Origin of the sequence: Sorangium sp. So ce128, assembly GCF_051525245.1 — a bacterium.
Lineage (GTDB): Bacteria > Myxococcota_A > Polyangia > Polyangiales > Polyangiaceae > Sorangium > Sorangium cellulosum_B.
Genome location: NZ_CP150313.1, coordinates 369,883 through 393,141, shown reverse-complemented (window position 1 = coordinate 393,141; position 23,259 = coordinate 369,883). Strand labels below are relative to the sequence as shown.

Below are 23,259 nucleotides of genomic sequence, written 5' to 3'. Positions count from 1 at the left end.
CTCAGCGCCGGCGCCGTCGCGACGCCAGCGCGCCGAGCACGCCGAGGAGCATGACGCCACCGAGATCGGCCGATCGGCTGGTCGTCGAGCAGGAGCACCCGGCATCGCCGCCAGACTCCTCATCGCCGCTCTTCGGCGTGTCGTCCGGCTCGGCGCCGCCCGCGCCGCCCGCCCCGCCGCTCGAGGCGACCGACGAGCTCACGGTCGCGCCCACGGTCGATCCGCCGCCGGCCGAGGAGGAGGAGGTCGACACGCTGCTGCCGTCCGCTCCGCCATTGCCCCCGCTGCCGCCGGCGCCGCTGCCGCCGCCATCGAAGCCAGCGCACTCGGTCGAGCACTCGGTCGAGCATTCCCCGCAGATGCACTCGAGGATGCGGATATACATGCCGGCCCCCTCGGCATGGTCATTCATGCATCGCTCGACGCACGCGTCGTCCTGGCACTCGTTGACACAGCCGATGAATCCCCCGCACGCGGTCGACGCACCGCACGCGTCATAGGGCGCCTTGCAGGTGTCCGCGAGCGAATCGTTCGAGCAGCTATCGCAGCTGCCGCCGCCGCCGCTGGCAGCGCTCGTGGCGCTCGCGACCGTGGTCCCGCCGATGGGATACAGCGCGCACACGCCATCGATGTCGTCTTGCTCGATGGTGCGCATCGACGAGCCCACGACATAGTAAGGGGTCATCGTCGCGCTCCGCTCGCCGGAGTGGCCGAGGCCCAGGAAATGCCCCTCTTCGTGCGTGGCGATCGACTGCGTGTCGACACAGCCGTTGTTGCCGGTGTCGTTCCAGCAAAACCCGACGTCGTTGAAGACCATGTCGGCGTCCACGATCGCGCCGTCGAAGCTCCAGACCGGCATCGTGACGCCGATGACCGAGTTGACGTCGCCGAGCATGTTCGGCCAGGAGGAGCTGATCCACTGAAACACGTTCTTGCCGTCGTTGTAGGTGTAACGATCGGTGGTGTCGCCGAGGAAGTCGACCTGCCACGCCGTACACCCCGCGTTCGACCACGTCTCGAACCCGGACTCGACACGGTCGACGGCGAAGGCGGAGATCTCGCCCGGGATCGTCGAGCGGTTGATGTAGTAGGCGACGGGCAGCTTGTCCCAGCGGGGGACCACGTCATCGAGCGGTGTCCACGCGGCGGCCTCACGGGCCACGGCGAGGGACGAGGCGGCGCCGAGCAGGGCGGCGAGGGCGACGCGGCGCCTCACCTCACTTCCCTCCCGCGATGCGCACGACGTCCGTCATGAGGCTCTCGATGGGCTCGACCTCCTCGACGGGCACCTCGACGGGCACGAGCGCGGCTCCGGTCCGCCGGACGAGGTGCAGCCCATCGAGGATGCGCCGCGCCATGCCCTTCTTGTCCACGTGATAGGCCGACAGCGCCAGCGCCGTGAGGTGCCACCGCCCCTTGTCGCCCGAGCGCAGGAAGACCACGGCGTCCTCGCCAGGCGAGAGCTTGGCGTCGCCGAGCAGCCGCTGTGTCTTGCCGTTGTAGGTCCCGCCCATCTGCTCCAGCACAATCATCTTCGAGCCCCCCTTGTCTGCCGCGCCGCCCTTGAGCGGCTGGGTGATCGTGAGCTCGGTGCGGGTCACGATCGATTTTCCGTCGTCGGATTCCGTCGTGTACGATCGACCGACGCTCACGCGCGCGATCGTCGCCGACTGGCGCACGAGCTCCTCCCGCGAGAGCAGGACGGCCGTCGTCGCGTCTGCGGGCGCACCGATGCCTAGCAGAGCGAGCGCAGCGGACAGGGCGAGCACTGCTTTCAAGCCTCTCTTCATATAGATGACTCCTTAAGACATTCTTTTCTATCCCGAAGCGCGCGCGGCGGCCAACCAGGAAACAGCGCTGCAACGTGCTCGCGATGCCGTGGTGTCGCCCATCTGTCGTGACGGCGGATCATCACACCGCGGCGCGATGCCATGCCGACATGTACGGAAGCGGGCATTATCACCCGCGCCGTGGTGCGCCTGGATTTGTGCCGTACACGTAGACGACGCACTCCGGAGCTCTCGGGGAGGAGATACCCCTTATCGGGTCATCCCGGCTCTCGGCAGCATCGGTCGGAGTCATGATGGTTGTCCGTCGATCGGGTCGACTCGCCATCAGCGCAATCAACGTCTGTCTCCGCTCGCCGGGAGCGGCGCGCGGGTCCTCGGTGCGCGCCGCGCCGCCCGCGGCGGCCCAGGCGCGCGCCGCGGCGGAGCAGGCGCTCGCCCGGGCGCCCTCCGCGCCCCGGCGCGGCTCAGGGCCTCTCTCAGTCGAACCGCTTCAGGCCGTTCGGCGCCCTGGAGTCGCGCTTCGCGAAAGCCTCGTCCCGGGCCGCGACGCGGCCGGCGAGGACCGCCTCCGCGAGCTCGCGGCACTCGGCGCTGGTCGCGCGATCGGCCCGCGCGAGCGCCTGCTCCGCCGCGGCGCGCGCCTCGGCCGCGCGGCCCGCGAGCGCGTGCGTCCGGGCGATCTCGGCGAGGGTCGCCGAGAGCTCCGCGGCGTTGCCCGACACGTCCAGGAGCCGCTTCGCGCCGAGGTAGAGCGACAGCGCCCCGGCGAGATCCCCCTGGATGCGCGCCAGATCGCCCCGCGCCCGCAGCACGCCGGCCTGACCCGCGCCGTCCTCGAGCACCTCGAACAGGGCGAGCGCCTGCTCGTAGTCCGAGAGCGCCTCCTCCAGGTCCGACGCGTCGGCCGCCGCGACGCCCACGAGCTCGGCCACCAGCTCGAACTGCTTGCGGCGGAGATCGCCCCGCACCTTGAGCGTCGCGGCCTGCCCGCGGCGCTCGAAGCCCGTGCGGAACAGCGCGAGCGCCCGGTCGTAGTCGCGGACAGCGTCCACGAGGTCCTCCTGCACGGAGCGCAGATCGCCCCGCGCCTTCAGGACCGCGGCCTGGCCCAGGGCGTCGCGCGTCGCCGTGAACAGCTCGAGCCCCTGGTCGTAGTCCTTCTCGGCGCCCGCCAGATCCCCCTGCCGCACCCGGAGATCGCCGCGCGCCTTGAACACGCCGGCCTGCCCGAGGTGGTCCTCGGTCGCCTGGTAGAGCGTGAGCGCCCAGTCGTAGTCGCGCGCGGCGCCCGTCACGTTGTCCTGGCCGAACCGCATGTCGCCCCGCGCCTTCAGCACGCTGGCCTGCCCGCTCCGATCCCCCGTGTCCTGGAACAGCGCGAGCGCTGTGCTGTAGTCGCGCGCCGCTCCCGGCAGGTTGCGGAGCCGGACCCGCAGATCGCCGCGCGCCTTGAGCGCCCGCCCGTGCGCGGCGCCGTGAGGGCGGGCGCGCGGCGGCTCCGAGGGGCCCGGGGCGTCGGCGTCGGCGGCCGCCCCGCGCGACCCGGCCCGGGGCTTGAGCGGCTCGCGATCGCCGAGCTGCAGGAAGAGCTGGATCGCGAGATCGTAGTCGCACACCGCGCCGCCGAGATCGCCCTCCTCGGCGCGCGCGAAGCCCCGCGCCCTCAGCGCGTCGCCCTCCGCCGCGCGATCGCCCGCGGCCTGGAACAGCGCGAGCGCCTCGTCGTAGTCGCGCACCGCCTGCACGGAGACGCCCTCCCGCAGGCGCAGCGCGCCCCGATCCATGAGCACCTGGGCCTGCCCGAGCACGTCGCCCGTCGCCCGGAACAGCGCGAGCGCCTCGTCGTAGTCGCGCGCGGCGCCCGCGTGGTCGTTCCGCCGGAGGAGCAGGTTGCCGCGCTCCCGCAGCGCGTGGCCGCGCGCCTCCGGCGGGGTGCTGTTGAGGCTCGGCGGCGCCGCGCTCGAACGGGGCCCCCGCACCACCCCCTCGCCGAGCACCTCGGCCAGCGATCCGCTCCTCGGCGTGCAGCGATCCGTCACGCTGTCGAACGAGCGCTGCGTGGGAGGATCGCCATCCACGCCCCTCAGCTCGGACTGGACTTCGGGAAGGCGACGCATGCCAGGCCGACCATCATACCGCGCCGGCGCCCCCCTCGTGGAGACATTGCGCGGTCAGCGCGGCGGCTGCGCGCTGTCCCTCTCCGCCGCCTCCCCTCTGCCCCCTCCCCTCTGCCCCCTCCCCTCCGCCCCCTCCGGCCCTCCGAGCGGCGGCGCGCCGACGGCTGGGGCCGCTGCCTTCGCGCACGTTGGCTCGCTCACGCAATCGGACGCGGGCCCGTGGGCTTCGCCCCGCACACCCCGGCCGTGAAACGCCGCAGGCGGTCGATCATCAGAGGCCCTTGCGCGAGATCAGCACCGCGTCCCGCTCGACCTCGTACATCGCGTGGGTCACGAGCGCCGCAGCCGTGCGCTCGCGCACATGCACGACCCGCAGCTCGGCGTAGGTCTCGTCCGGCAGCAGCTCCTCGTCGACGCCGAACTTCGGCTCGTCGACCTGCGCCGGACGCTCGTCCTGCACCCGCGGCCGGACCGTGGCCAGCCTGCCCGCGCCCCCGATCTGCTGCAGCCAGCGGTCGCCCCGCCGGACCGCGAAGAAGCGCTGCCCCGGCTTCACGCCGTCCTTCTCGCCCTTGTCGATGAACACCACCTGGTGCTGCCCGACGAGCTGGTAGGGGTAGACGGCCGCGATGATCTTCGCCTCGAGATCCGCCTCGGCGCCCACCGGCGGCACCACGTCGAGGCGCCGCAGCACCGCGCCGACCCTGTCCGTGCGCTCGACCACGTCGAGCGACTCGATGAGCCGCGCGCGCACCATGTGCGTCTTCGGGTTGTAACGATCCACGCGCGCCGTGCCGCGCACCGTCACGAGCTCGCCCTTCACGTCCCCGCTCTTCACCTTCTTGATCTCGCGGAAGATCGTCAGCTCCTGGCCGATCGCGACCTCGTGATCGTCCGAGAGGCGGAGGTAGACGTCGTCGCCCTCGCTGAGGAGCATCTGGTCGTCGGGGCTCGCGACGAGCTCCCCCCACGTGTCCTTCTTCACGTCGTCGACCCAGCCGAGCTCGCGCAGGAAGATCGTCTTCGACGGCACGCGCCCCCCTCGCCCCAGCTGGTTCGCGCCGAACCCGATGCTGCCGCGGGTCGGGCCCTCGCTCGGGTCGCGGAGCCGGATCCGGTCGCCCGGGTAGATCCAGTGCGGGTTCTGGAGCTGCGGGTTCAGCGCCCAGACCTGCGGCCACGCGTAGGGGTTCGTGTAGTACCTGCCCGAGATGTCCCAGAGCGTGTCGCCGCGCCGCACCGAGTGCGACTCGGGCACGAACTGCCCCTCGACGACGTAGCTGCCGTTCGCGCCGCCCTTCACCGAGGCGGGGCCCTCGCTCCGGCGGCCCAGATCGAAGCCGTCCGACGGGCGGGACGTGTCCGTCGTGCCCCGCGAGCTCGAGGGCAGGTGGGCGTTCGGATCGAACCCCGGCTGCGGATAACCCGGCACCACGACCTGCGTCTCGACGGTCGGCTCGGCCCTCGGGAGCTGGACCACGGTGACGCCCGGCGCCTGGCCGGCGCCCTCTTCGCCGCCCTGCTGGTCCTGAGCGCGCGCCAGCGGCGGCGCGGCGACGATCGGCAGGGAGACCAGGACCAGCGTTGCCTTCGCGGGGAACTTCATCGCTTGCGCCTCGACAGGGTGGAGGGGGGCGGGCTCGGCGGCGACGACCCGCCCGGGGGCTCTTCGATCACGGCGCCGTTCGCGGTCGAGCGGAGCACCGGCGGCCGCGCGCCGTCGTCCTCCGGCGCGAGCCGCACCACCTCGAGGTCGGGCCTGTCCGGCTCCTCCGGAGGCACGGCCCGCGCCCCGGCCTCGTCAGGGCGCGCCGCGCTGCGGGCGCCGCCCTGCGAGCGCTCGAGCGAGCCCAAACGATCCGCGAGCACCGCGTTCTCCGCGCGCACCCTGACGAGCTCCGCGCGCAGCTCGGAGAGCTGTCGTTCGACAGCGTCCCGCCCTCCGCCGCAACCGACGTTGAGCGCGGCGAGCGCGAGCGCCATCGCGCCGATGCCCAGGCCAATCCTCATGGGACGCCCAGCCTACCCGCCGCCGCGCCGGCCGGCCAAACGCGCGGCGATCTCCGCGCCCCCCGACGGGGCGACGCGCCGCGCGCGCCGCGCCGGAACAACCGCACGCGACCCGAGGTGGGCGGCGCGACGTCACGCGTTACGGAGCGCGCGCAGTTCTGCTAGGGTCCCAGCCCGAGATCTGGGTGCGAGGGGTGAACGTGCGGAAATTCTTCCTGATTTTCCTTGTCGCGACGGCTTGCGCCGGCGCCGGCTGCGGTGACGACGGGCCCGCGGCGACGGAGTGCTTCGACTACAGCAAGTTCGACGGCGCCGCGCCCGAGGTGAGCTTCGCGGGCGAGGTCCTCCCCATCTTCCAGCGGTCCTGCGCGTTCAGCTCGACATGCCACGGCGCCGAGGCCGGCTCGGCCGGGTTCGCGTACCTCGGCCCGACGCTGAGCGAGCAGGCCACGCAGGCGCAGATCGACGCGATCGTGGCCCAGAACGTCGGCGCCGCATCGAGGGCGTCCTCCGGGATGCCGCGGATCACGGCCGGCGACCCCGCGAACAGCTTCCTCATGCACAAGCTCGACGACACCCTGAGCTGCGGGGACCTCGAGTGCGCCCCCGACGGCTGCGGGGCCCCGATGCCCTTTGGCGGCGACCTCCTGCCCTCGGCGGAGCGCGACGCCATCCGCAGGTGGATCCAGCAAGGGGCCAAGGTCAATTGATCGGCCGGCTCTCCGGCCACGTCGTGGAAGAAGGCGACGAGGGCACGGTCGTCCTCGACGTCAGCGGGGTCGGCTACGAGGTGACCGTCCCGCTCGGGGCCGTGGGGCGCGCGCGCGGCATCACCGCGAACGCGAAGGCCGGCTCGGACGCGATCACCCTGTTCGTGCACACCCACGTGCGCGAGGACGCGCTCCTCCTGTACGGCTTCGCGACGCGCGAGGACCGGGCGGCCTTCCGCGTGCTCATCGGCATCTCCAGCATCGGCCCGAAGATCGCGATGGCCATCCTCAGCGCGCTCGGCGCGGGGGAGCTCGCCGCGGTGATCACCCGCCGAGAGACCGCGCGCCTCACCGCCATCCCCGGCGTCGGCAAGAAGACCGCCGAGCGCCTCGTCCTCGAGCTGAAGGACAAGCTCGTCCACCTCCCCGCGGCCCCGCTCTCCTCCGCGGCCCCCCCGCCCGCGGACACCGGCGCCAAGCAGGACCTCCTGCACAGCGCGCTCACCCGCATGGGCTACCGCCCGGCCGAGGCGGAGCGCGCCGTCACCGCCCTCGGCGCGCGCGTCGACAGCGCCCCGCTCGGCGACCTCGTGCGTGATGCGCTCGCGCTCCTCTCCAAGTGAGCCACGCCGCAGCCCGTCCAGGTGAGCCACGCCGCCGGCGCCCGACGAGCCCGGCAAGCCGGGCCGCTCGCGCCCGGAAAACCGCGGCCGCTCGCGCTCGACAAAACGCGGCCGCCCGCGCCCGGAAAAACGCGGCCGTCCGCGCCCGGCGAGCCGCGATTTGCCGGGCGGAATCGCCCCAGCGAACGGGCGGGCGGCGGCGCGCGACCCCCCGCTCGAGGGGCGGAGGAGCGACAGACAGTCGACAGAGGGCCGCCGCGGCGAATATGCTCCCGCCGCCGTTCGCCCTGGGATCCAGTCCGGTCGCTCGTTGTGAGGAGGCGTGGTGATCACCTGCCCGAAGTGCTCCAAGGAAAATCAGGACCATTACAAGTTCTGCCTCGGCTGCGGCGCCGAGCTACCTCGCGACGTCTCGCCCAAGAAGTTCGCGGCAGGCACCCCGCCCCACGGCGTGCCGGCAGCGACGCGGGCGAAGGATTACGGCGATGAGCCGACCGCCATCGGCACGGGCGCCCAGAAGGGCCCGGCGGTCGCGCCCCCGCCGCCCGCGCTCGTCGATCCCGCGGCGTTCATCGCCCCGGCCCGCGGGGAGGACACCGGCGCCAGCAAGAAGGCCGCAGCGGCCGCGCCCGCGACGCCGGCGGCGGCCGGCGCAGGGACGGTCGTCTGTCCCCAGTGCCAGGAGCCCAACCCGCCGTCGAACAAGTTCTGCGCGCTGTGCGGCTTCAAGCTCGTCAAGCCGGCGGGCCAGGCCGCGCAGCCCTCCACGCCGGTCGTCTCCACGTCGGGCGCCGCGAACGTCGTGCTGACGGCGCTCCGGGCCGACGGCACCGAGGCCGGCTCGTACACGCTGCCCACGAACCCCACGCTGGTCGGGCGCGACTCGGGCACGATCTTCGGCGGCGACAGCTACCTCTCGCCGCGCCACGCGACGTTCTCGATCAAGGGCGGGCGGCTCTTCGTCAAGGACGAGGGCTCGCTGAACGGCGTCTACCGCAGGCTGCGCAGGGACACGCCGGTGCAGCTCGACAACGGCGACGTCTTCCGCATCGGCCAGGAGATCGTCCGCGTCGAGCCGCTCTCCCCGGCGCCCACGACCCCCGACGGCGTCGAGCGCCTCGGCAGCCCCTCGAAGGGCTACGTCGCGCGGCTCGCCCTCATCATCGGCAGGGACGCGACCGGCAACGCGTTCCCGGTCCCCGACACCGGCCTGCACCTCGGGCGCGAGCGCGGCGACATCCTCTTCCCCGAGGACGGCTACGTCTCCGGGCTCCACTGCCAGATCTCGCTCCAGGGCGGCCGGCTGTTCCTCACGGACCTCGGCAGCTCGAACGGCACCTTCCTCCGCGTCCTCGGCGAGACCGAGATCACGGGCGGCGACATCCTGCTCATGGGTCAGCAACTGTTCCGCATCAACGTCTGAGCGCGCGCCAGCGGCGCCCCGAGGACGCGACCGTCCCGCTCGCACAACCCGACGCCCCATCGTACGCTCAGCAGCCCTGAGGCACTCGCCATGGAAATGGTCCGCACCATCCGCGTGGTCGCCGCCGTGATTGAACAGGACGGCCGGTACCTGATCACCCAGCGCCGGCCGACCGCCGTGCTCCCGATGCTCTGGGAGTTCCCCGGGGGACGCGTGGAGGAGACCGAGACGGACGCGGCCGCGCTGAAGCGCGAGGTCCGCCACCGGCTCGACGTCGAGATCGAGGTGGGCCAGCTGATCTCGTTCGTGAGCCACCCCTACGAGCGCTACGTCGTCGACCTGTACCTCTACGAGTGCCACATCAAGAGCGGTGAGCTCGCGTCGCTGGCCGTGAACGCGTTCCGGTGGGTCACGAGCGCCGAGTTCGATCGCTACCCGTTCACGCCGGCGGACGAGGCCAGCATGAACAAGCTCCTCGGCATGACCTGACGCGCCCGCGCCCTCACAGGCGCGGCGAGCGCCGCAGCAGCACGAGGAACATCGGCCCGCCCAGCACCGCGGTCACCGCGCCCACGGGCGGCTCCGTGCCGAGCCACCGGAACAGGAGCCGCGCGACGAGGTCGCACGTGGTGAGCAAGACCGCGCCGGCCACGAGCGACAGCGGCAGGAGCCGCCGGTGATCCGCGCCGCAGAGCCGGCGGACCGCGTGCGGGACGATCAGCCCGACGAAGCCGATGAGGCCGGTGCGGCTGACGATGGCGCCGACGATGCACGAGGACGCGAGGAAGATCCGGCGCTCGACGGCGCGGACGTCGACGCCCAGGGTCCCTGCCGACTCGTCGCCGAGCGAGAGGAGGTTCAGCCGCGCGGCGTCGGCGAGGAGCACGGCGCAGCCGGCGGCGACGTAGGCGGCGACGCCGAGGAGGGCCGAGGTCGTGGGCAGCTCGACGAAGCCGATGAGCCACCGGAGCAGCTGCTGGGCGCGCGACGGGGAGACGAGCGTCTTGAGGAAGGAGATGAGGCCCGCCGCGATGGAGTTCACGATGACGCCGGCGAGGAGCATCGAGGCGCCGGAGGTGCCCTCGGCCGCGCCGCGCGCGATGGCGTAGACGAGCACCGTCGCGACGAGGCCGCCGGCGAGCGCCGCCGCGGGCAGGAGCGTGGCGCCGAGGACGGTCGTCGCGCCGATGCCGAGCGCGATCGCGACCGCGGCGCCGAGCGCGGAGCCGCCGGAGACGCCCAGCACGTACGGCTCGGCCAGCGGGTTCCTGAGCAGCGCCTGGAACGCGGCGCCCACGGCCGCGAGGCCGGCGCCGGAGATGGCCGCGAGGAGCACGCGCGGCAGGCGCACGTCGATGAGGAGGGTCCGGTCGAGGCCGGGCTCGGCGACGGCGCGCGCGATCGAGACGGGCTCGGCGCCGAGGAGGACGGCGAGGACGAGCGAGAGCACGAGCGCGGCGGGCGCCGCGGCGAGGACGAGCGCGCGGCGGAGGCCCCGGCTGGACGCCGGCGGCGCCGGGAGGGAGGGCGCGCTCGCTCGACGCGGGGCGCGGACGGACGCGGGCGACGTCAATCCTGGCCGCCTCCGCGCGCCGCGGGCGGCAGGGTGGCGGGCCCGCTGTTGCGCTCGGCGTTCCGCTCGTAGATGAGGCGCAGCCCGGTGAGCGTCAGGTCGTCGTCGACCCCCTCGATGGTCTCGGTCTGCGGCGCGATGAGCCGCGCCAGGCCGCCCGTGGCGATGACCCGGCACGGGTAGCCGAGCTCCCGCCGGAGGCGGCCCACGAGCCCGTCGACGAGCCCCGCGTAGCCGTACACGATGCCCGACTGCATCGAGTGGACGGGGTTGCGGCCGACGACCCGGGGCGGGAGCGCGATCTCGACGCGGGACAGCCGCGCGGCGCGGGAGAAGAGCGCCTCGGCGCTGATCTGGATGCCCGGCGCGATGACGCCGCCCAGGTACTCTCCCTTCGGGGTCACGCAGTCGAACGTCGTCGCCGTGCCGAAATCGACGACGATGACGCCGGCGGCGGCGTGATCGCCCCGGTCGGGCTCGGCCGCGTGCGCTCGCGCCGGCGCGGCGCGGGGCGCGGGTTCGGGCTGCCGCCGCACCCACTCGTGCGCCGCGACCGCGTTGACGATCCGGTCGGCGCCGACCTCGCGCGGGTTCTCGTAGAGGATGGCCATGCCCGTCTTGATGCCAGGCCCCACGACGAGCGCCTCGATCCCGAACGCCCGCTCGACGAGCCCCACCATCGTGTCGGTCAGCGTCGGCACGACGCTCGCGACGATCGCGCTGTCGATGCGGGCGAGGTCGACGCGGCGGAGGTCGAGCATCTGCCGGACGAGCACGGCGTACTCGTCCGAGGTGCGGGAGCGCGCGCTCTCGCAGCGGAGGTGATGCTGGAGCACCTCGCCCTCCAGCACCCCGAAGCTGATGTTGGTGTTCCCGACGTCGATGGCGAGCAGCATGCTGGCCCGACTCTAGCGCCGCGCGCCCGGGATCCGGCCAGGATTTCGGACGCGCCACCGACGCTGGCGGCGCGCTGCCGCACGCCCGCCGCGCCCGACCTTCAGCGCTTGCGCGCGAGCGTCACCCCGTCGCGCACGGTGAGCATGACCTTCTCGACCCGGGGATCGCGGAAGACGAGATCGTTGAAGGCGGCGATGGCGCGACCGTCCGCGCTCTCGGGGGCGAGGACCTCGCCGCTCCAGAGGGTGTTGTCGGCGACGATCAGCCCGCCGCGGCGGCAGCGCGGGAGGACCTCCTCGTAGTAGGCCGGATACCGCTCCTTGTCGGCGTCGATGAACACGAGATCGAAGGCAGGGCTCGCCGGCATGGCGCGGAGGGTGGCGAGCGCGTCGCCGAGCGCGATCCGGATCTTCCCGCCGTGCTCGCTGCGGTCGAAGAACGATCGGGCGATGCGGGCCACCTCGGGGTCGCGATCGCACGTGATGAGCTCGCCGTCCGGCGGGAGCGCCTCGGCCATGCTGAGCGCCGAGTAGCCGGTGAACGTCCCGATCTCGAGCACCCGGCGCGCCTGCATGAGCGCGACCAGCATCCTGAGCAGGGAGCCTTCGACCCGCCCGACCTGCATGACCGCCCTCGGCTCGTGGGCCAGGGTGAACTCGCGCAGCTCATCGAGGAGCGCGGGCGGCGGCTCGGAGTGGTCGTGAACGTAGCGATCCAGCTCTGGATTGACGATAGCGATCATGGCGAGGTTCCTCGGCGAGGCACCGTAGCATCGGTGCGCGCTCCCTCCTCACCTCACCTTGAGCCGCCGGCGGCCTTCGCGGTAGCGTCGACCATGGCCTTCTCTTCCTGGAAGACGTGCGCCGCAGCGGCGCTCCTGGCCGCGGCCTGCAGCTCGACGGACGGCAGCCCCGGGGCGGGCGGCGCTGGCAGCGCCGGCACGGGCGGCTCCGGCGGGGGCACGGGCGGCTCCGGCATGGGCGGCTCCGGCGGCGCCGGCATGGGCGGCTCCGGCGGGGGCGCGGGCGGCGCCGGCGGCTCCGGTGGCGCCGGCGCCGGCGTGGCGAGCTCCACGGCGGCCGGCGGCGGCGCGGGGGGAGAGGCGGTCTACGACTGCGCGTCGCTCGGCGATCCGTGCACGACCTGCCTCGCCCTGCGCTGCCAGGAGAGCTATTGCGCGTGCCAGCGGAGCGCGGAGTGCGCCGCGCTGGGCAACTGCCTCCTCGGCTGCGCCGCGGAGGACGTGGCTTGCGAGCAGGCGTGCCTGACGGCGCACCGGGCGGGCATCTCGGGCATCTTCCTCGAGGGCGGCTGCGCGTCCGAGCGGTGCAGCGCGCAATGCCCATCGCGAGACGCGCTGTCCCCTTGCGCGTCCTGCCGGTTGACAGGGTGCGCAGCCGAGATGAACGCGTGTGTCGCCGAGCCGTCGTGCAGGGCAATGCTCGCGTGCGTGGATGCGTGCCGTGCGGACGGAGATGGCTGCCTGGAGGTGTGCTCGGCGATGCACGCGGACGGCGTGCAGGCTGCCGGGGCGGTCTTCGCATGCGAAGAGGCGCGGTGCGGGGCGGATTGCGAGTGACCGGTGAGCCGCCGCGGGCCGCCATGCCGCGCGGCGTCGCCGGGGTCGACGCCCTGGGCGAACAGGCATACCCTTCCGTCGTGGCCTTCCTCGGATTGCGCGAGATCGAGCGGGACCCGTACACGGTCGTCCATCACGACCCCGCTCAGCAGCTCGTGTTCATCAAGCGATATTCGCTGAACTATCCGAGCATCGCGGCGATCGAGCTGAGCTTCCAGCGCATTGATCGGTCGCTCGAGGCGATCGCCAGGCGGCGCACGCTCCTGCTCGTCGACGCCCGCGACGCACCGCTGCGCAACGACGACGGATTCGAGAATGCGTTCGCGCACTGTCACACGAGGCTGACGCAAGGTTTCAAGAAGACCGCGGTCCTCCTGAAGAGCGCGACCGGTGTGCTCCAGCTCGGCCGGCTTTCGAAGGGCTATGAAAAACCGATGGGCATTTTCACCCGCCCCGAGGACGCGCTCCACCACCTCGGCGTCAGCGTCGATCTGAAGCAGCTCACCGATCCCTGACGCGCCCCGCCGCCCCGGAGCGGGGCTCACCCGCTCAAGAGAGCGGTTTGCCGCCGGTTACGCCGAGGACCTCGCCGTTGACGTAGCTCGCCTCGTTCGAGGCAAGGAACACGAACGCCGGGGCGAGCTCGGCCGGCTGCGCCGGGCGCTCCATTGGATGATTCTTGCCGAAGGTGGCCACCTTCTCCTTGTCGAACGATTGCTGGATGAGCGGCGTCCACACGGGGCCGGGCGCCACGACGTTGACGCGGATGCCACGCTCGATGAGGTCCTGCGCCAGGCCCTTGCTGAAGGTGACGATCGCCCCCTTGGTGGACGCGTAATCGAGGATCTGCGGGCTCGGCTGGTACGCCTGGATCGAGGCGACATTGATGATCGAGCCGCCTTCCTTCATGTGCGGCAGCGCGTACCGGATCATGTGGAACATGGCCAGGATGTTGACGCGGAAGGTGCGCTCGAGGCGCGCTGCGTCGATGTCCTCGAACCGCTCGACGGCCTTGCCCTGCTCCGCCGCGTTGTTCACCAGGACATCGATGCGCCCGAATTTACGCGCCACCTCCTCGACCACCTTCCGGCAATGGGCCTCGTCGGCCAGGTCGCCGGGTAGCGTGAGCGCCTCGCGCCCGGCCTCCTTGATGACCCGCGCCGTCTCCTTCGCGTCCTCGTGCTCGCTCAGGTAGGAGATCGCCACGTGGGCCCCCTCGCGGGCGAACGCGAGCGCGACGGCGCGGCCGATCCCGCTGTCCCCTCCGGTGATCAGCGCGATGCGGTCCTTCAGCCGGCCGAGCCCCTTGTACGACGACTCGCCGTAATCGGGCCTCGGCTCCATCTTGGCTTCGATTCCGGGACGCTCCTGTGTCTTGCCCTCGAAAGGCGGCTTCGGGCCCGCGCCTTTCGGATCCGCTGTCGGTCCAGTGTTCTGCATAACCTCCTCCTGACGCTGCGCTGTGGTGAGAGGCCGAACGCGCTCCCACCGAACCCTGGCCATAAGGGCGGCGGCGCAGCCCAGCCATCGGTGGCCGCCTGCTCTCCGGATCAGAACTCCCCCTACCAACACCGGCGCGGCGACCAGCGAGCAGCGCGCGCCGTCGGATCCCCGCCGGGCGCTCCCGAGCGGACACGGCGGCAGACCTCTCTCGGCGATCGACGTGGATGGTCGTGGATGGACGTGATGGTCATGGATCGACGTGATGGACGTGATGGACGCGATGGACGTGATGGACGTGATCGAGCAGACGGCGCGCGCCCGTGTCGCGCGGTACCGCCGCGGCCTGTCACGTCAAGGCTTGACAGGCGACAGCTGGTCCGGTGTCTTCACCCTGCGTTGTCTCGCGGCACGCCGCCGGCGAAGACGCGGAGGAGAACCGTCGTGATGAAACACGTCGACGAGAGCCGTCTGGAGTCAGATCTCGAGTATCGGTTCGGGTACCTCATCGAGTTTGTCGGCTTCGGCGAGGCGGACATCGCGGCGATCCACGGCGCCGCGCCGCACCTCGCCCCGCGGGTCGAGGCGCTCGTCAACGCGGTGTACGAGAAGCTGTTCCTCTACGACGCCACGAAGCGCCACTTCGTGCCGAAGCAGCATGGCTACGAGGGGGCGCCCCCGGCCGACCTCGCGTCGCTCACGCTGGACCACGAGCAGATCAAGTTCCGCAAGCAGCACCTCTCAACCTACCTCGTCCGGCTCGTGACCCACCCGTATGATCCGAAGATGGTCGCCTACCTCGACATGGTGGGGAAGATCCACACCGCGAAGGCCGGCAATCCCGAGGTCGTCGTCCCGCTCGTGCAGATGAACGCGCTCATGGGCTTCGTGTCGGACGCCCTGCTCCAGACCATCCTGTCGCTGGGCCTCGACCGGGAAACCGAGGTGCGCACCCTCCGCGCGTTCAACAAGCTGCTCTGGCTCCAGAACGACCTCCTCGCGCGCCACCACCTCTCGGCGGCCTGATTCCTCCCCTTCCGGCCATGCGTCGCCCGCCGGGACGGACCGCAGCGGCGGGCTGCGCGCCGGCATCCCGGGGGCGGCGGCGCGTCGAGCGGACGGCCCATTGCGCAATCGCGCGACCGTTTGCGCAAGCGCACAACGGCGCGCGCTCCGCCGCCCCGCCGCGCGCGCCACGCGCGGGCGGGGGCGCCTTCGGATCGCCTGGATCGGCCGGGAACGCCGCGACGAGGAGCCCGGCACATGCGGTGCTAGGCGCCCGCCCACCATGAACCGATTCTTCGATGGCATCGCTCTTCTCGTGGGGCTGTCCGTCATCCCGACGATCGCCGGCTGCAGCGACGAGCCATCCGAGGAGGAGCGCCGCTTCGCCCGGCTCGCGAAGCGCGCCGAGCAGGTGCGCGAGCTGTCGTTCCGCGACGCCGTGCCGGTCGTCACGATCACGCGGGACGAGTTCGAGGCGGACCAGGAGGCGGCCGCCGCCGCCGAGGAGGACGATCTCGCGGAGATGGCCGCGACCTACGGCCGGCTCGGCTACTTCGCCGTCGACGCGGACCTTCGGGAGCCGCTGGCTCGCTCGGGGGACTGGGCCGCTGCGTGGTACTCTCCCGAGAGCAACGGCATCGTGCTCATCGGCGAGGTGGACGACTCTGTTCTCATCCACGAGTATGTGCATGGGCTCCAGGATCAGCATTTCGACCTGGCGCCGGACCAGGACGACGCGCTGACGAGCGACGCGTTCCTCGCGCAGCGGGCGGTCACCGAGGGCGACGCGACGCTCGCGGAGGGGCGCTTCATCATGCAGGAGCACCTCGACGCCGATCTGCACCTCGTGGACTGGGGCCCGCTCCTGTCCTCGGTGCATGCGCGCCGGGAGGAGCTCCTCGCCGGCAGCGAGCTCCCCCTCTTGTTCATGGCGTATCCATCGTTCGCTTACAGCTTCGGGCTCGAGTACTGCGCCCACAACCTGACCGGCGCGAGCGCGGCGACGCCCGTGATCGACAGGCTCCCGCCGTTCGACTGGTCGAGCGAGGACGCGCTCTTCACGACGCGGGCGCCCGCGAGCACCCAGCAGATCCTCGCCCTCGACGCCCAGGACCCCGAGGTCGGCGCCGGCCTGGAGGAGATCCCGTCCACGCTCGACGACCGGCTCGAGCGGCTCGACTGGGACACCCTCGGTGAGTGGCTCACTTACCTGCTCCTGCGCCCCCTCGAGGGCGCGCCCGATCTCGGCGACATGCGCGCCCTGGCCGCGGCCTGGGACGGCGATCGCGCCCTGTTCGTGCGCGATCGGAAGACGGACGCGATCGGCACGGCGTGGGCGTCGGCGTGGGACGACGCCGGCGCCGCGGCGGGCGTCGAGGCCGCGCTGTGGCAGCTCTACGACGGCTCGCCGATCGCCGGCGACGAGCCGCGGCTCGGGCGCGCCGGCGACGGCGAGCTCATCTGGATCGAGCGGAGGGAAGAGCGCGTGATCGCCCTCAAGAACGTCGACGAGGCGCTCATGCCCTCGCTCGCCGAGGCCGCCTTCCCCTCCGGGATCCGGCCGATGCGGCACATGATCCGGACGCGCCCGTCGCTCGCGGCCAGGCTCTCGCGGCGCCTGGCGGGGCAACATCACTGAACCAGCGACGGCGCGGCGCGCTCAGATGCAGAGCGAGTCGCAATCGTGATCTTCTTCGCACGCCGCGACGCAATCGCCCTCATCGTCGCACGCCGCGATGCAATCGTCTCGATCCGTCGAACACGCCGTGATGCAGTCGTCCTCGCCTTCGTCCTTGTCGTCGTCCGAGTCGACGAAACAGCCGGCGGCCAGGGGAATCGTGGAGACCAAGAGCACTGCGAGCACCTTGCGCAACATGGGTTGTCCTCCTTCGTGGTGTACTGTCCGCATGCGATGCAGGGGACATCGAACACTCAAGCAGGGGGCGTACCAATCGCTGTTCTGACGCGACTCACCCGTCGGGCCGCAGATTCCAGAGCCGTTATGCCGCGCAAAGCGAGCTCGGCGCCGGAGCTCCGGGTCACCCGAGCGCCCCGGCCGGCGGACGTGGGGGATCCCGCGAGAAGGCAAATCGCCACAGCGGAGGAGGCCATGGCGGCGCTCGGCGCGATGGGCGCCGGGATTTCCCGCGCAGCGCGCGGGCGTGCGCGCTGGGCCAAAGTGTCACACCCGGCTCGACCGTGAGCGCCGAACCTCCGTCCAGCTGAGCCTCCGGCCGCTCAGGGTCTCACCGGAGCGCGGCCCCGCGGCTCACCCCTCGTCCTCGGCCTTCTGCGGCTTGGGCGGCGGCCGGTCCACGGCGTAGCGCCGCAGATCCAGCGTGTAGGGCGCGTCCCCGTGCGCGATCGCCTGCTTCGCGGTCACCGGCCAGGGCGTCGGCCCCTCGATCGTGAACCGCTGCGCGCGCCGCGCCGACGCCTCGAACCGCGTGAGCGGCGCGCCGTCGAAGGCGCGGCCCTCGGGGTGCCACACGTGATAGGCGCACGCGCCGATCGAGCGCTTGCCCCACGTGTCCAGGATGTCGATGTGGACCGGGTGGTGGATGCCGATGTGCGCGTGCAGGCTGTGCGGCGGCGCCCAGGCGCGGAACCGCACGCCGCCCACGTGCTCGCCCGATGTCCCCGTCGGCCGGAGCGGCAGCACGTGGCCGTTCACGAGCACCGTGTGGCGCTCCGGCGTGAGCCCCTGCACGCGCACCTCGATGCGCTCCATCGACGAGTCCACGTAGCGCGACGTGCCCGTCGTCGTCAGCTCCTCGCCGAGCACGTTCCACGGCTCGATCGCGTTGCGCACCTCCAGCACCACGTCGCCGGCGTGCAGCGTGCCCACCACCGGGCAGCGCAGCTCGATGAACGGCCGGTACGCGTCCGCGGGCAGGGCGAGCCCGCGCTGCTTCAGGTGATCGAGCACGTCCTCGAAGTCGCGCCACAGGTAGTACGGCAGGAGGAAGCGGTCGTGCAGCGCCTGGCCCCAGCGCACGAGCCGGCCCGAGTACGGCTCCTCGGCGAACGAGGCGAGGAGCGTGCGGACGAGGAGCGCCTGGGCGACCGCCATCCGGAAGTGCGGCGGCATCTCGAAGGCGCGCAGCTCGATGAGCCCCTGCCGGCCGTGCGCCGTCTGCGGATCGAACAGCTTGTCGATGCTCACCTCGGCGCGGTGCGTGTTGCCCGTCATGTCCACGAGCAGGTGGCGGAACAGGAGGTCCGAGAGCCACGCCGGCTCGTTCTGCCGGCGCTCGAACGCGCGCGAGAGCGCGATCTCCAGCTCGTAGAGGTTCTCGTGGCGCGCCTCGTCCACGCGCGGCGCCTGCGACGTCGGGCCGACGAAGAGGCCGGCGAACATGTACGAGAGCGACGGGTGGTGCTGGTTGAACGTGAGCAGGCTGGCCAGGAGATCCGGCCGGCGCAGGAAGGGGCTCGAGAGCGGCGTCGGGCCGCCGAACGTGAGGTGATGGCCGCCCCCGCTCCCCGCCATGCGCCCGTCGACCAGGTATTTTTCGCAGTGCAGGCCGGTGTGGAGCGACGCGTCGAACACCGTCTCGAGGAGCGACGCGTACGCGCGCACCCCGTCGGAGGGCGGCAGGTTCACCTCGAGCACGCCCGGGTCCGGCGTCACCGAGAAACGAAGCACGTTGGCGCCGGCCGGGGGCGGGTACCCCTCGAGCAGCACGTCGATGCCCGTCTCCTGCCGGGTCGCGTCGATCGCGGCGATGAGATCGAAGAAGTCGGCCGGCGAGAGGAGCGGCGGCAGGAAGACATGGACGATGCCGTCGCGCGTCTCGACGCAGAGCGCCGTGCGCACGCCGTAGCCCGATCGCCCCGCGGCGGGCGCGGCGCGCTGGGCGCGCTTGTCCTCGGGGGCGTGCCGCTGGGCCGCGCGCGCGCGCGCCGTCTCGGCGTGCTCCGGGTCGCCGTCGCCGTCCAGGAGCTGGACGCGGCGCTGTCTCTCTTCCTCCTCGTCGGCCTCGGGCTCGCCGCGCCGCGGGTCCTGCGGCGACACGAGCTCCTCGATCGGCGGCGGCGGGGCCACCGCGACGAGCGAGCGGAGCGGGAGGCGCAGGCCGATGGAGCTGTCGCCCGGGAGCAGGAAGAGGTGCCCGCGCCGGAAGCCCCAGCGCTCGCTGATCCACGACCCCCACTGGCGCGCGAGGGGCAGGACGAAGCCGACCTCGCGCCCGAGCCCGCGATCGAGGACCCGCGCGAGGCGCCGCCGCTCCTCCGGGTCGTCGAGGTTCGCCTTGAGCGGGTCGACGTCGGTGGGCAGGCTCGCCTCGTCCTGGAGGTGGCGCCAGGGGTCCTCGAGGGCCGGCATCAGGAAGTCGGCCAGCCCGAGCCGCGCCGCGAGCGCGTCGGCGAACTTCCGCGAGAGCTCGACGCCGCGCCCGCGCGACGCGCTGGTCGCCGGATCGGCGTGGCGCGCCTGGGACATCTCGGTCCAGATCGGGACGCCGTCGCGCCGGCCGATGATCTCGAGCGCCCAGCGGGGCAGGCTCTCGCCGGGGTAGTGCTTGCCGGCGCGGAGCAGCAGGACGCCGCCCGGCGTGATCCGGCGCCGGAGCTCGTGCGCGAGCCGGAGCCCTTGCGACCACTTCGTCGGGCCGAGCGCGCCCTCGCACCACTCGGGCGCATCCGGGTACTCGCGCGAGTTGAACGTCGGCTCGCCGCCCATCGTCAGGGAGAAGCCCGCGGCGGCGAGCCGCTCGTCCGCGCGATCCGCCACGGACAGGAGCTCCTGCCACACGGGCTCCTCGTAGGGCGTGGTGGGCCTCGGCTCGTGGCCGAGCCGCCCGACCTTCATCTCGAAGGTCACGTCGGTCGCGCGCGTGTCGCTCGTGCCCTCGACCGGCGCCGCGAGCGCGGGCGAGGCGGTGCAGGCGAGCGGGATGTGGCCTTCGCCGCAGAGCAGGCCGCTCGTCGCGTCGAGGCCGATCCAGCCTGCGCCCGGGAGGTAGACCTCGGCCCACGCGTGCAGGTCGACGACGTCGCGGCTCACGCCGCGCGGCTGGTCGGGGATCATCCCCTCGTCCGTGAGCTGCACGAGGTAGCCGCTCACGAAGCGCGCGGCGAGCCCGCGCGACCGGAGCGCCGCGATGAGCAGCACCGCCGAGTCGCGGCAGCTGCCGCGCCCTTGCGCGAGCGTCTCCTCCGGCGTCCAGATGCCGGCCTCCTCGCGGATGACGTACTTGATGCGCCGGTTCACGGCGGTGTTCAGCGCGACGAGGAGCGACACGGTGTCGCCCTTCGAGGGTAGCCCGGCGAGGAACTCGTCGAGCAGCGGACCGCGGGCGAACGAGGGGTCGGCGCTGTCGAGAAAGGGGGCCAGGTCCTGCTTGAGCTCGGCCGGATACGCGAACGGGACCTCCTTCGCGCGCTCGTCGAGGAAGAAGTCGAACGGGTTCACGGGGCGCACGCTGACCGCGAGCTCGACCAGGACGTCGAAGTGAGGGACGCGCTCGCCCGCGGGCAAGAGCACCCGCGCGACGTGGTTGCCATACGGGTCCTGCTGCCAGCGCGCCGCGATCGGCGGGTCGATCTTCAGGCTGTACGACTCGATCTTCGCCTTCGCGTGCGTCGCGGGCCGCAGCCGGATGAGCTGCGGGCCGAGCGAGGCGGGGCGGGGATAATTGTAACGGGTCCGGTGCTGGATGAGCAGGCGCACGGTGGTTTGTCTCCGGGGGTGGCCCTATCCAACCAGAAGTGCCCCCTTCCGTCTCGCCTTCCGTGACGCGCGTGAAGGGCGGTGCGAGATCGTTTCGAGGACGATTCGGCCAGGGATCGACGGCGTGGCGGCGCGTGGGCGCGAGCGTGCGGCGGGCGAGCGCGCGGGCATGCGGCGGGCGAGCGCGTCGCGGCGCGAGCGCGTGGCGGTGCGTGAACGCGAGCGCACCGCGGCGCGCGGACGCGATACCACGAGCGTCCGACGGCGATCGTGGCGCAACGCGACCGCACGGCGGCGCGAGCGTATGACGGAGCTACCGCACAGCGACGCGAGCGTATGACGGAGCTACCGCACAGCGACGCGGCCTGGCGACGGCGCGAGCCGCGTGACGAGGCGACCGTGCGGCGGCACAAAAACAGCGTGCTGCGGCGCCTTTGGCGCCGTTCTGTCCGCCTCGCCACGCCGCGCCCCGACACCGGCGCCGCCCGCGCTTGCCGTCCGAGGGCGAAGCGGTGATCATCGCCGGCAGTGTCGGGTTCGGAGACGAAACAGCCCTCGCTGCCCCCGGTCGAGCCGGGGACGGTGCTCGCCGGCAAGTACCGCGTGGAGCGGGTCATCGGCCAGGGCGGCATGGGTGTGGTCGTCGAGGCCCGCCACATCGTGCTCGACGAGCGGGTCGCCCTGAAGTTCCTGCTCCCCGCGTTCACCGAGCACCCGGAGGGGTCGGCCCGCTTCCTCCGCGAGGCGAAGGCCGGCATGAAGATCAAGAGCGAGCACGTCGCCCGTGTTTCGGACGTCGGCACGCTCGAGAACGGCGCTCCCTACATGGTCATGGAGTTCCTGATCGGGAGCGACCTGGCGCGCCTGCTCCGCGATCAAGGCGTGCTCGGCATCGAGGACGCGATCGATTACATCGCGCAGGGCAGCGAGGCGATCGTCGAGGCCCACGGGCTCGGCATCGTCCACCGCGATCTCAAGCCGGCGAACCTGTTCCTGACGACGCGCGTCGACGGCTCGCCGCTCGTCAAGGTGCTCGACTTCGGCATCTCCAAGATGGCGACCGGCGCGGTCGACGTCCTGACGGGCACGGACGCGGCGCTGGGCTCGGCCCTGTACATGTCGCCGGAGCAGATGCGGCAGACGCGCTCGGTGGATCACCGGACGGACATCTATGCGCTCGGCGTCTCGCTCTACGAGCTGCTCGCCGGCAGGCAGCCGTACTTCGCGGAGACCCTGCCGCAGCTCTGCGCGGAGGTGCTGACAGGCACGCCGACGCCGCTGCGGGAGATCCGCCCCGACGTGCCCGCCGCGCTCGCGGCCGTGCTGGAGAAGGCGTACGCCCGCGAGCGCGAGCACCGGCATGCGTCGGTCGCCGAGCTCATCGTGTCGCTCGCGCCGTTCGCGCCCGCGCGCACGTACACGACCCTGGCCCGGATCGCGCGCATGGGCGGCCTGTCGCTGCACGCCGCGATCCCCGGCGGCCAGCGCGCGTCACAGCCGTCGCTCGCTGGGGTGGACTCGAGGATCCCTGGCCCGGCTGCTCGCGAGCCGTCGTGGCCGGGGCCCACCTCGCATCCCGCCTGGCAGCACGACACCGCGCAGCCGCGCCCGCCGACGCCGCTCCCCCACGGGACGCCGTTCTCGCAGGCGCCGTCGCCCGTCGCCCACGCCTCGACGCCTTACCCCCATCCATCGTCGCCGTTTTCGCACTCCCCGTCGCCGGGCAACGGCGCCTTCGGGCCTCGCCCTGCCGAGGACGGCAGGCCGAGCCCGATCCCGCCGAACGGCTTCCCGGCGCCCACGCCGCAGCAGCACATCATCCCCGGTCCGTACAGCGCGCCGATGAGCTCCCGCGCCGCCGCGACCTTCGCGTCGTCGACCCACCTCGGGATCTCGTCGGACGGGCGTCGGATCCCTGGGCTATCGGTCTCCCCTTCCGCGATCCTCGCGATCGCGCTGATCTCCGCGACCCTCCTCCTGGGGCTCATCGTCGGCAGCGTCTACATGCTCCGCCGGGGCGGCGCCGACGGGACGGAGGGCACGGCGGCGGCGCCGACGGTCGCCGTGAGCGCGACGGAGACCGCCGCGCCGGCGCCGGCGCCGACCCCCGAGCAGCCCGCGCCTGCCGCCGGGACGACGACGCCGGACGGGCCGACGATCCGACCGACAGGGGCGGCAGCCGACGCGGCGACCACGGCTGACGCAGCGGCGGCGAGCGCCTCCGCGACCGCGAGCGCCCCCGCGCCGAACGCCGCGGCGGCCGCGAGCTCCCCCGCGGCGTCGCCGAGGACGGCACCCACCGCCGCCCGGGGCGGCGCGCCTGCGGGACGCACCACGCCGGCCGCCCGCCCGTCGCAAGCCACGACGACGCAGCGCCCTCCGAAGGGCATCGACCTGAACGATCCGCACTGAGCC

The 23,259-nt window shown here is 72.6% G+C and carries 21 protein-coding genes; 10 read left to right on the top strand and 11 right to left on the bottom strand.

Annotated features, from left to right (window positions below; translation table 11 throughout):
* Position 1: 1 nt before the first annotated feature.
* The 5 genes from WME82_RS01525 to WME82_RS01505 all read right to left on the bottom strand — a co-directional run bounded on the left by WME82_RS01525 (position 2) and on the right by WME82_RS01505 (position 5,917).
* The gene (locus WME82_RS01525) at positions 2-1,216 is read right to left on the bottom strand and encodes a matrixin family metalloprotease (protein WP_438041374.1); all 1,215 of its coding nucleotides are present in this window, start codon (positions 1,214-1,216) and stop codon (positions 2-4) included.
* A gap of 1 nt (position 1,217) precedes the next feature.
* Positions 1,218-1,790, bottom strand: a complete 573-nt coding sequence (locus WME82_RS01520; protein ID WP_437743821.1) for a hypothetical protein — start codon at positions 1,788-1,790, stop codon at positions 1,218-1,220.
* Positions 1,791-2,266: 476 nt separating this feature from the next.
* Positions 2,267-3,907, bottom strand: a complete 1,641-nt coding sequence (locus WME82_RS01515; protein WP_437743820.1) for a tetratricopeptide repeat protein — start codon at positions 3,905-3,907, stop codon at positions 2,267-2,269.
* A gap of 271 nt (positions 3,908-4,178) precedes the next feature.
* Positions 4,179-5,513, bottom strand: coding sequence for a LysM peptidoglycan-binding domain-containing protein (locus WME82_RS01510; protein WP_437860646.1), 1,335 nt, complete (start codon positions 5,511-5,513; stop codon positions 4,179-4,181).
* Positions 5,510-5,917 (bottom strand): hypothetical protein, encoded by a 408-nt coding sequence (locus WME82_RS01505; protein ID WP_438041373.1) that lies wholly within the window; start codon positions 5,915-5,917, stop codon positions 5,510-5,512. The genes WME82_RS01510 and WME82_RS01505 overlap by 4 nt, the downstream gene beginning before the upstream one ends.
* A 194-nt stretch (positions 5,918-6,111) precedes the next feature.
* Between WME82_RS01505 and WME82_RS01500 the strand changes: the two genes are divergently transcribed.
* The 4 genes from WME82_RS01500 to WME82_RS01485 all read left to right on the top strand — a co-directional run bounded on the left by WME82_RS01500 (position 6,112) and on the right by WME82_RS01485 (position 9,162).
* The gene (locus WME82_RS01500) at positions 6,112-6,627 is read left to right on the top strand and encodes a hypothetical protein (RefSeq protein ID WP_438041372.1); all 516 of its coding nucleotides are present in this window, start codon (positions 6,112-6,114) and stop codon (positions 6,625-6,627) included.
* Positions 6,624-7,250, top strand: coding sequence for a Holliday junction branch migration protein RuvA (ruvA, locus tag WME82_RS01495; protein ID WP_438041371.1), 627 nt, complete (start codon positions 6,624-6,626; stop codon positions 7,248-7,250). Before WME82_RS01500 ends, ruvA begins: the two co-directional genes overlap by 4 nt.
* A gap of 325 nt (positions 7,251-7,575) precedes the next feature.
* Positions 7,576-8,673 (top strand): FHA domain-containing protein, encoded by a 1,098-nt coding sequence (locus tag WME82_RS01490; RefSeq protein WP_438041370.1) that lies wholly within the window; start codon positions 7,576-7,578, stop codon positions 8,671-8,673.
* Positions 8,674-8,763: 90 nt separating this feature from the next.
* Entirely contained in the window at positions 8,764-9,162 is a 399-nt protein-coding gene (locus WME82_RS01485; RefSeq protein WP_012232930.1) for a (deoxy)nucleoside triphosphate pyrophosphohydrolase, read from the top strand.
* Between the two features lie 13 nt (positions 9,163-9,175).
* On the opposite strand, the gene WME82_RS01480 is transcribed toward WME82_RS01485, so the two are convergent.
* The 3 genes from WME82_RS01480 to WME82_RS01470 all read right to left on the bottom strand — a co-directional run bounded on the left by WME82_RS01480 (position 9,176) and on the right by WME82_RS01470 (position 11,885).
* Entirely contained in the window at positions 9,176-10,246 is a 1,071-nt protein-coding gene (locus WME82_RS01480) for a FecCD family ABC transporter permease (RefSeq protein WP_438041369.1), read from the bottom strand.
* Positions 10,243-11,142 carry a type III pantothenate kinase gene (locus WME82_RS01475; protein WP_438041368.1) on the bottom strand — a complete coding sequence of 300 codons (900 nt, stop codon included), beginning with the start codon at positions 11,140-11,142 and terminating at the stop codon, positions 10,243-10,245. Before WME82_RS01475 ends, WME82_RS01480 begins: the two co-directional genes overlap by 4 nt.
* Positions 11,143-11,243: 101 nt before the next feature.
* Positions 11,244-11,885, bottom strand: coding sequence for an O-methyltransferase (locus tag WME82_RS01470; protein ID WP_437743812.1), 642 nt, complete (start codon positions 11,883-11,885; stop codon positions 11,244-11,246).
* A 93-nt stretch (positions 11,886-11,978) separates the two neighbouring features.
* On the opposite strand from WME82_RS01470, the gene WME82_RS01465 reads away from it, so the two are divergent.
* Together WME82_RS01465 and WME82_RS01460 are read left to right on the top strand one after the other, a co-directional pair.
* A complete protein-coding gene (locus WME82_RS01465) occupies positions 11,979-12,722 on the top strand; it encodes a hypothetical protein (RefSeq protein WP_438041367.1) in 744 nt (247 codons plus the stop codon).
* Positions 12,635-13,237: a hypothetical protein gene (locus WME82_RS01460; protein ID WP_438041366.1), complete on the top strand. Its 603-nt coding sequence runs from the start codon at positions 12,635-12,637 to the stop codon at positions 13,235-13,237. Before WME82_RS01465 ends, WME82_RS01460 begins: the two co-directional genes overlap by 88 nt.
* 34 nt (positions 13,238-13,271) lie before the next feature.
* On the opposite strand, the gene WME82_RS01455 is transcribed toward WME82_RS01460, so the two are convergent.
* Positions 13,272-14,162, bottom strand: coding sequence for an SDR family oxidoreductase (locus WME82_RS01455; protein ID WP_437743809.1), 891 nt, complete (start codon positions 14,160-14,162; stop codon positions 13,272-13,274).
* A 265-nt stretch (positions 14,163-14,427) separates the two neighbouring features.
* On the opposite strand from WME82_RS01455, the gene WME82_RS01450 reads away from it, so the two are divergent.
* The 3 genes from WME82_RS01450 (at position 14,428) to WME82_RS01440 (ending at position 16,806) form a co-directional block, all read left to right on the top strand.
* Positions 14,428-14,610: a hypothetical protein gene (locus tag WME82_RS01450; protein ID WP_438041365.1), complete on the top strand. Its 183-nt coding sequence runs from the start codon at positions 14,428-14,430 to the stop codon at positions 14,608-14,610.
* Positions 14,610-15,188: a protoglobin family protein gene (locus WME82_RS01445; protein WP_438041364.1), complete on the top strand. Its 579-nt coding sequence runs from the start codon at positions 14,610-14,612 to the stop codon at positions 15,186-15,188. The genes WME82_RS01450 and WME82_RS01445 overlap by 1 nt, the downstream gene beginning before the upstream one ends.
* Before the next feature lie 262 nt (positions 15,189-15,450).
* Positions 15,451-16,806, top strand: coding sequence for a hypothetical protein (locus tag WME82_RS01440; protein WP_438041363.1), 1,356 nt, complete (start codon positions 15,451-15,453; stop codon positions 16,804-16,806).
* A gap of 21 nt (positions 16,807-16,827) precedes the next feature.
* On the opposite strand, the gene WME82_RS01435 is transcribed toward WME82_RS01440, so the two are convergent.
* Together WME82_RS01435 and WME82_RS01430 are read right to left on the bottom strand one after the other, a co-directional pair.
* The gene (locus WME82_RS01435; RefSeq protein ID WP_438041362.1) at positions 16,828-17,043 is read right to left on the bottom strand and encodes a hypothetical protein; all 216 of its coding nucleotides are present in this window, start codon (positions 17,041-17,043) and stop codon (positions 16,828-16,830) included.
* 393 nt (positions 17,044-17,436) lie between these two features.
* The gene (locus tag WME82_RS01430; protein WP_438041361.1) at positions 17,437-20,844 is read right to left on the bottom strand and encodes a DUF2126 domain-containing protein; all 3,408 of its coding nucleotides are present in this window, start codon (positions 20,842-20,844) and stop codon (positions 17,437-17,439) included.
* A gap of 528 nt (positions 20,845-21,372) precedes the next feature.
* Between WME82_RS01430 and WME82_RS01425 the strand changes: the two genes are divergently transcribed.
* Positions 21,373-23,256, top strand: a complete 1,884-nt coding sequence (locus WME82_RS01425) for a serine/threonine protein kinase (RefSeq protein WP_438041360.1) — start codon at positions 21,373-21,375, stop codon at positions 23,254-23,256.
* The last annotated feature ends 3 nt before the right edge of the window (positions 23,257-23,259 follow it).

Coding starts and splice junctions, on each gene's coding strand:
- WME82_RS01445 (WP_438041364.1), top strand. CDS start 14,610: ATGAAACACGTCGACGAGAGCCGTCTGGAGTCAGATCTCGAGTATCGG.
- WME82_RS01435 (WP_438041362.1), bottom strand. CDS start 17,043: ATGTTGCGCAAGGTGCTCGCAGTGCTCTTGGTCTCCACGATTCCCCTG.
- WME82_RS01440 (WP_438041363.1), top strand. CDS start 15,451: ATGAACCGATTCTTCGATGGCATCGCTCTTCTCGTGGGGCTGTCCGTC.
- WME82_RS01470 (WP_437743812.1), bottom strand. CDS start 11,885: ATGATCGCTATCGTCAATCCAGAGCTGGATCGCTACGTTCACGACCAC.
- WME82_RS01510 (WP_437860646.1), bottom strand. CDS start 5,513: ATGAAGTTCCCCGCGAAGGCAACGCTGGTCCTGGTCTCCCTGCCGATC.
- WME82_RS01515 (WP_437743820.1), bottom strand. CDS start 3,907: ATGCGTCGCCTTCCCGAAGTCCAGTCCGAGCTGAGGGGCGTGGATGGC.
- WME82_RS01520 (WP_437743821.1), bottom strand. CDS start 1,790: ATGAAGAGAGGCTTGAAAGCAGTGCTCGCCCTGTCCGCTGCGCTCGCT.
- WME82_RS01485 (WP_012232930.1), top strand. CDS start 8,764: ATGGAAATGGTCCGCACCATCCGCGTGGTCGCCGCCGTGATTGAACAG.
- WME82_RS01475 (WP_438041368.1), bottom strand. CDS start 11,142: ATGCTGCTCGCCATCGACGTCGGGAACACCAACATCAGCTTCGGGGTG.
- WME82_RS01505 (WP_438041373.1), bottom strand. CDS start 5,917: ATGAGGATTGGCCTGGGCATCGGCGCGATGGCGCTCGCGCTCGCCGCG.
- WME82_RS01465 (WP_438041367.1), top strand. CDS start 11,979: ATGGCCTTCTCTTCCTGGAAGACGTGCGCCGCAGCGGCGCTCCTGGCC.
- WME82_RS01455 (WP_437743809.1), bottom strand. CDS start 14,162: ATGCAGAACACTGGACCGACAGCGGATCCGAAAGGCGCGGGCCCGAAG.
- WME82_RS01450 (WP_438041365.1), top strand. CDS start 14,428: ATGGACGTGATGGACGCGATGGACGTGATGGACGTGATCGAGCAGACG.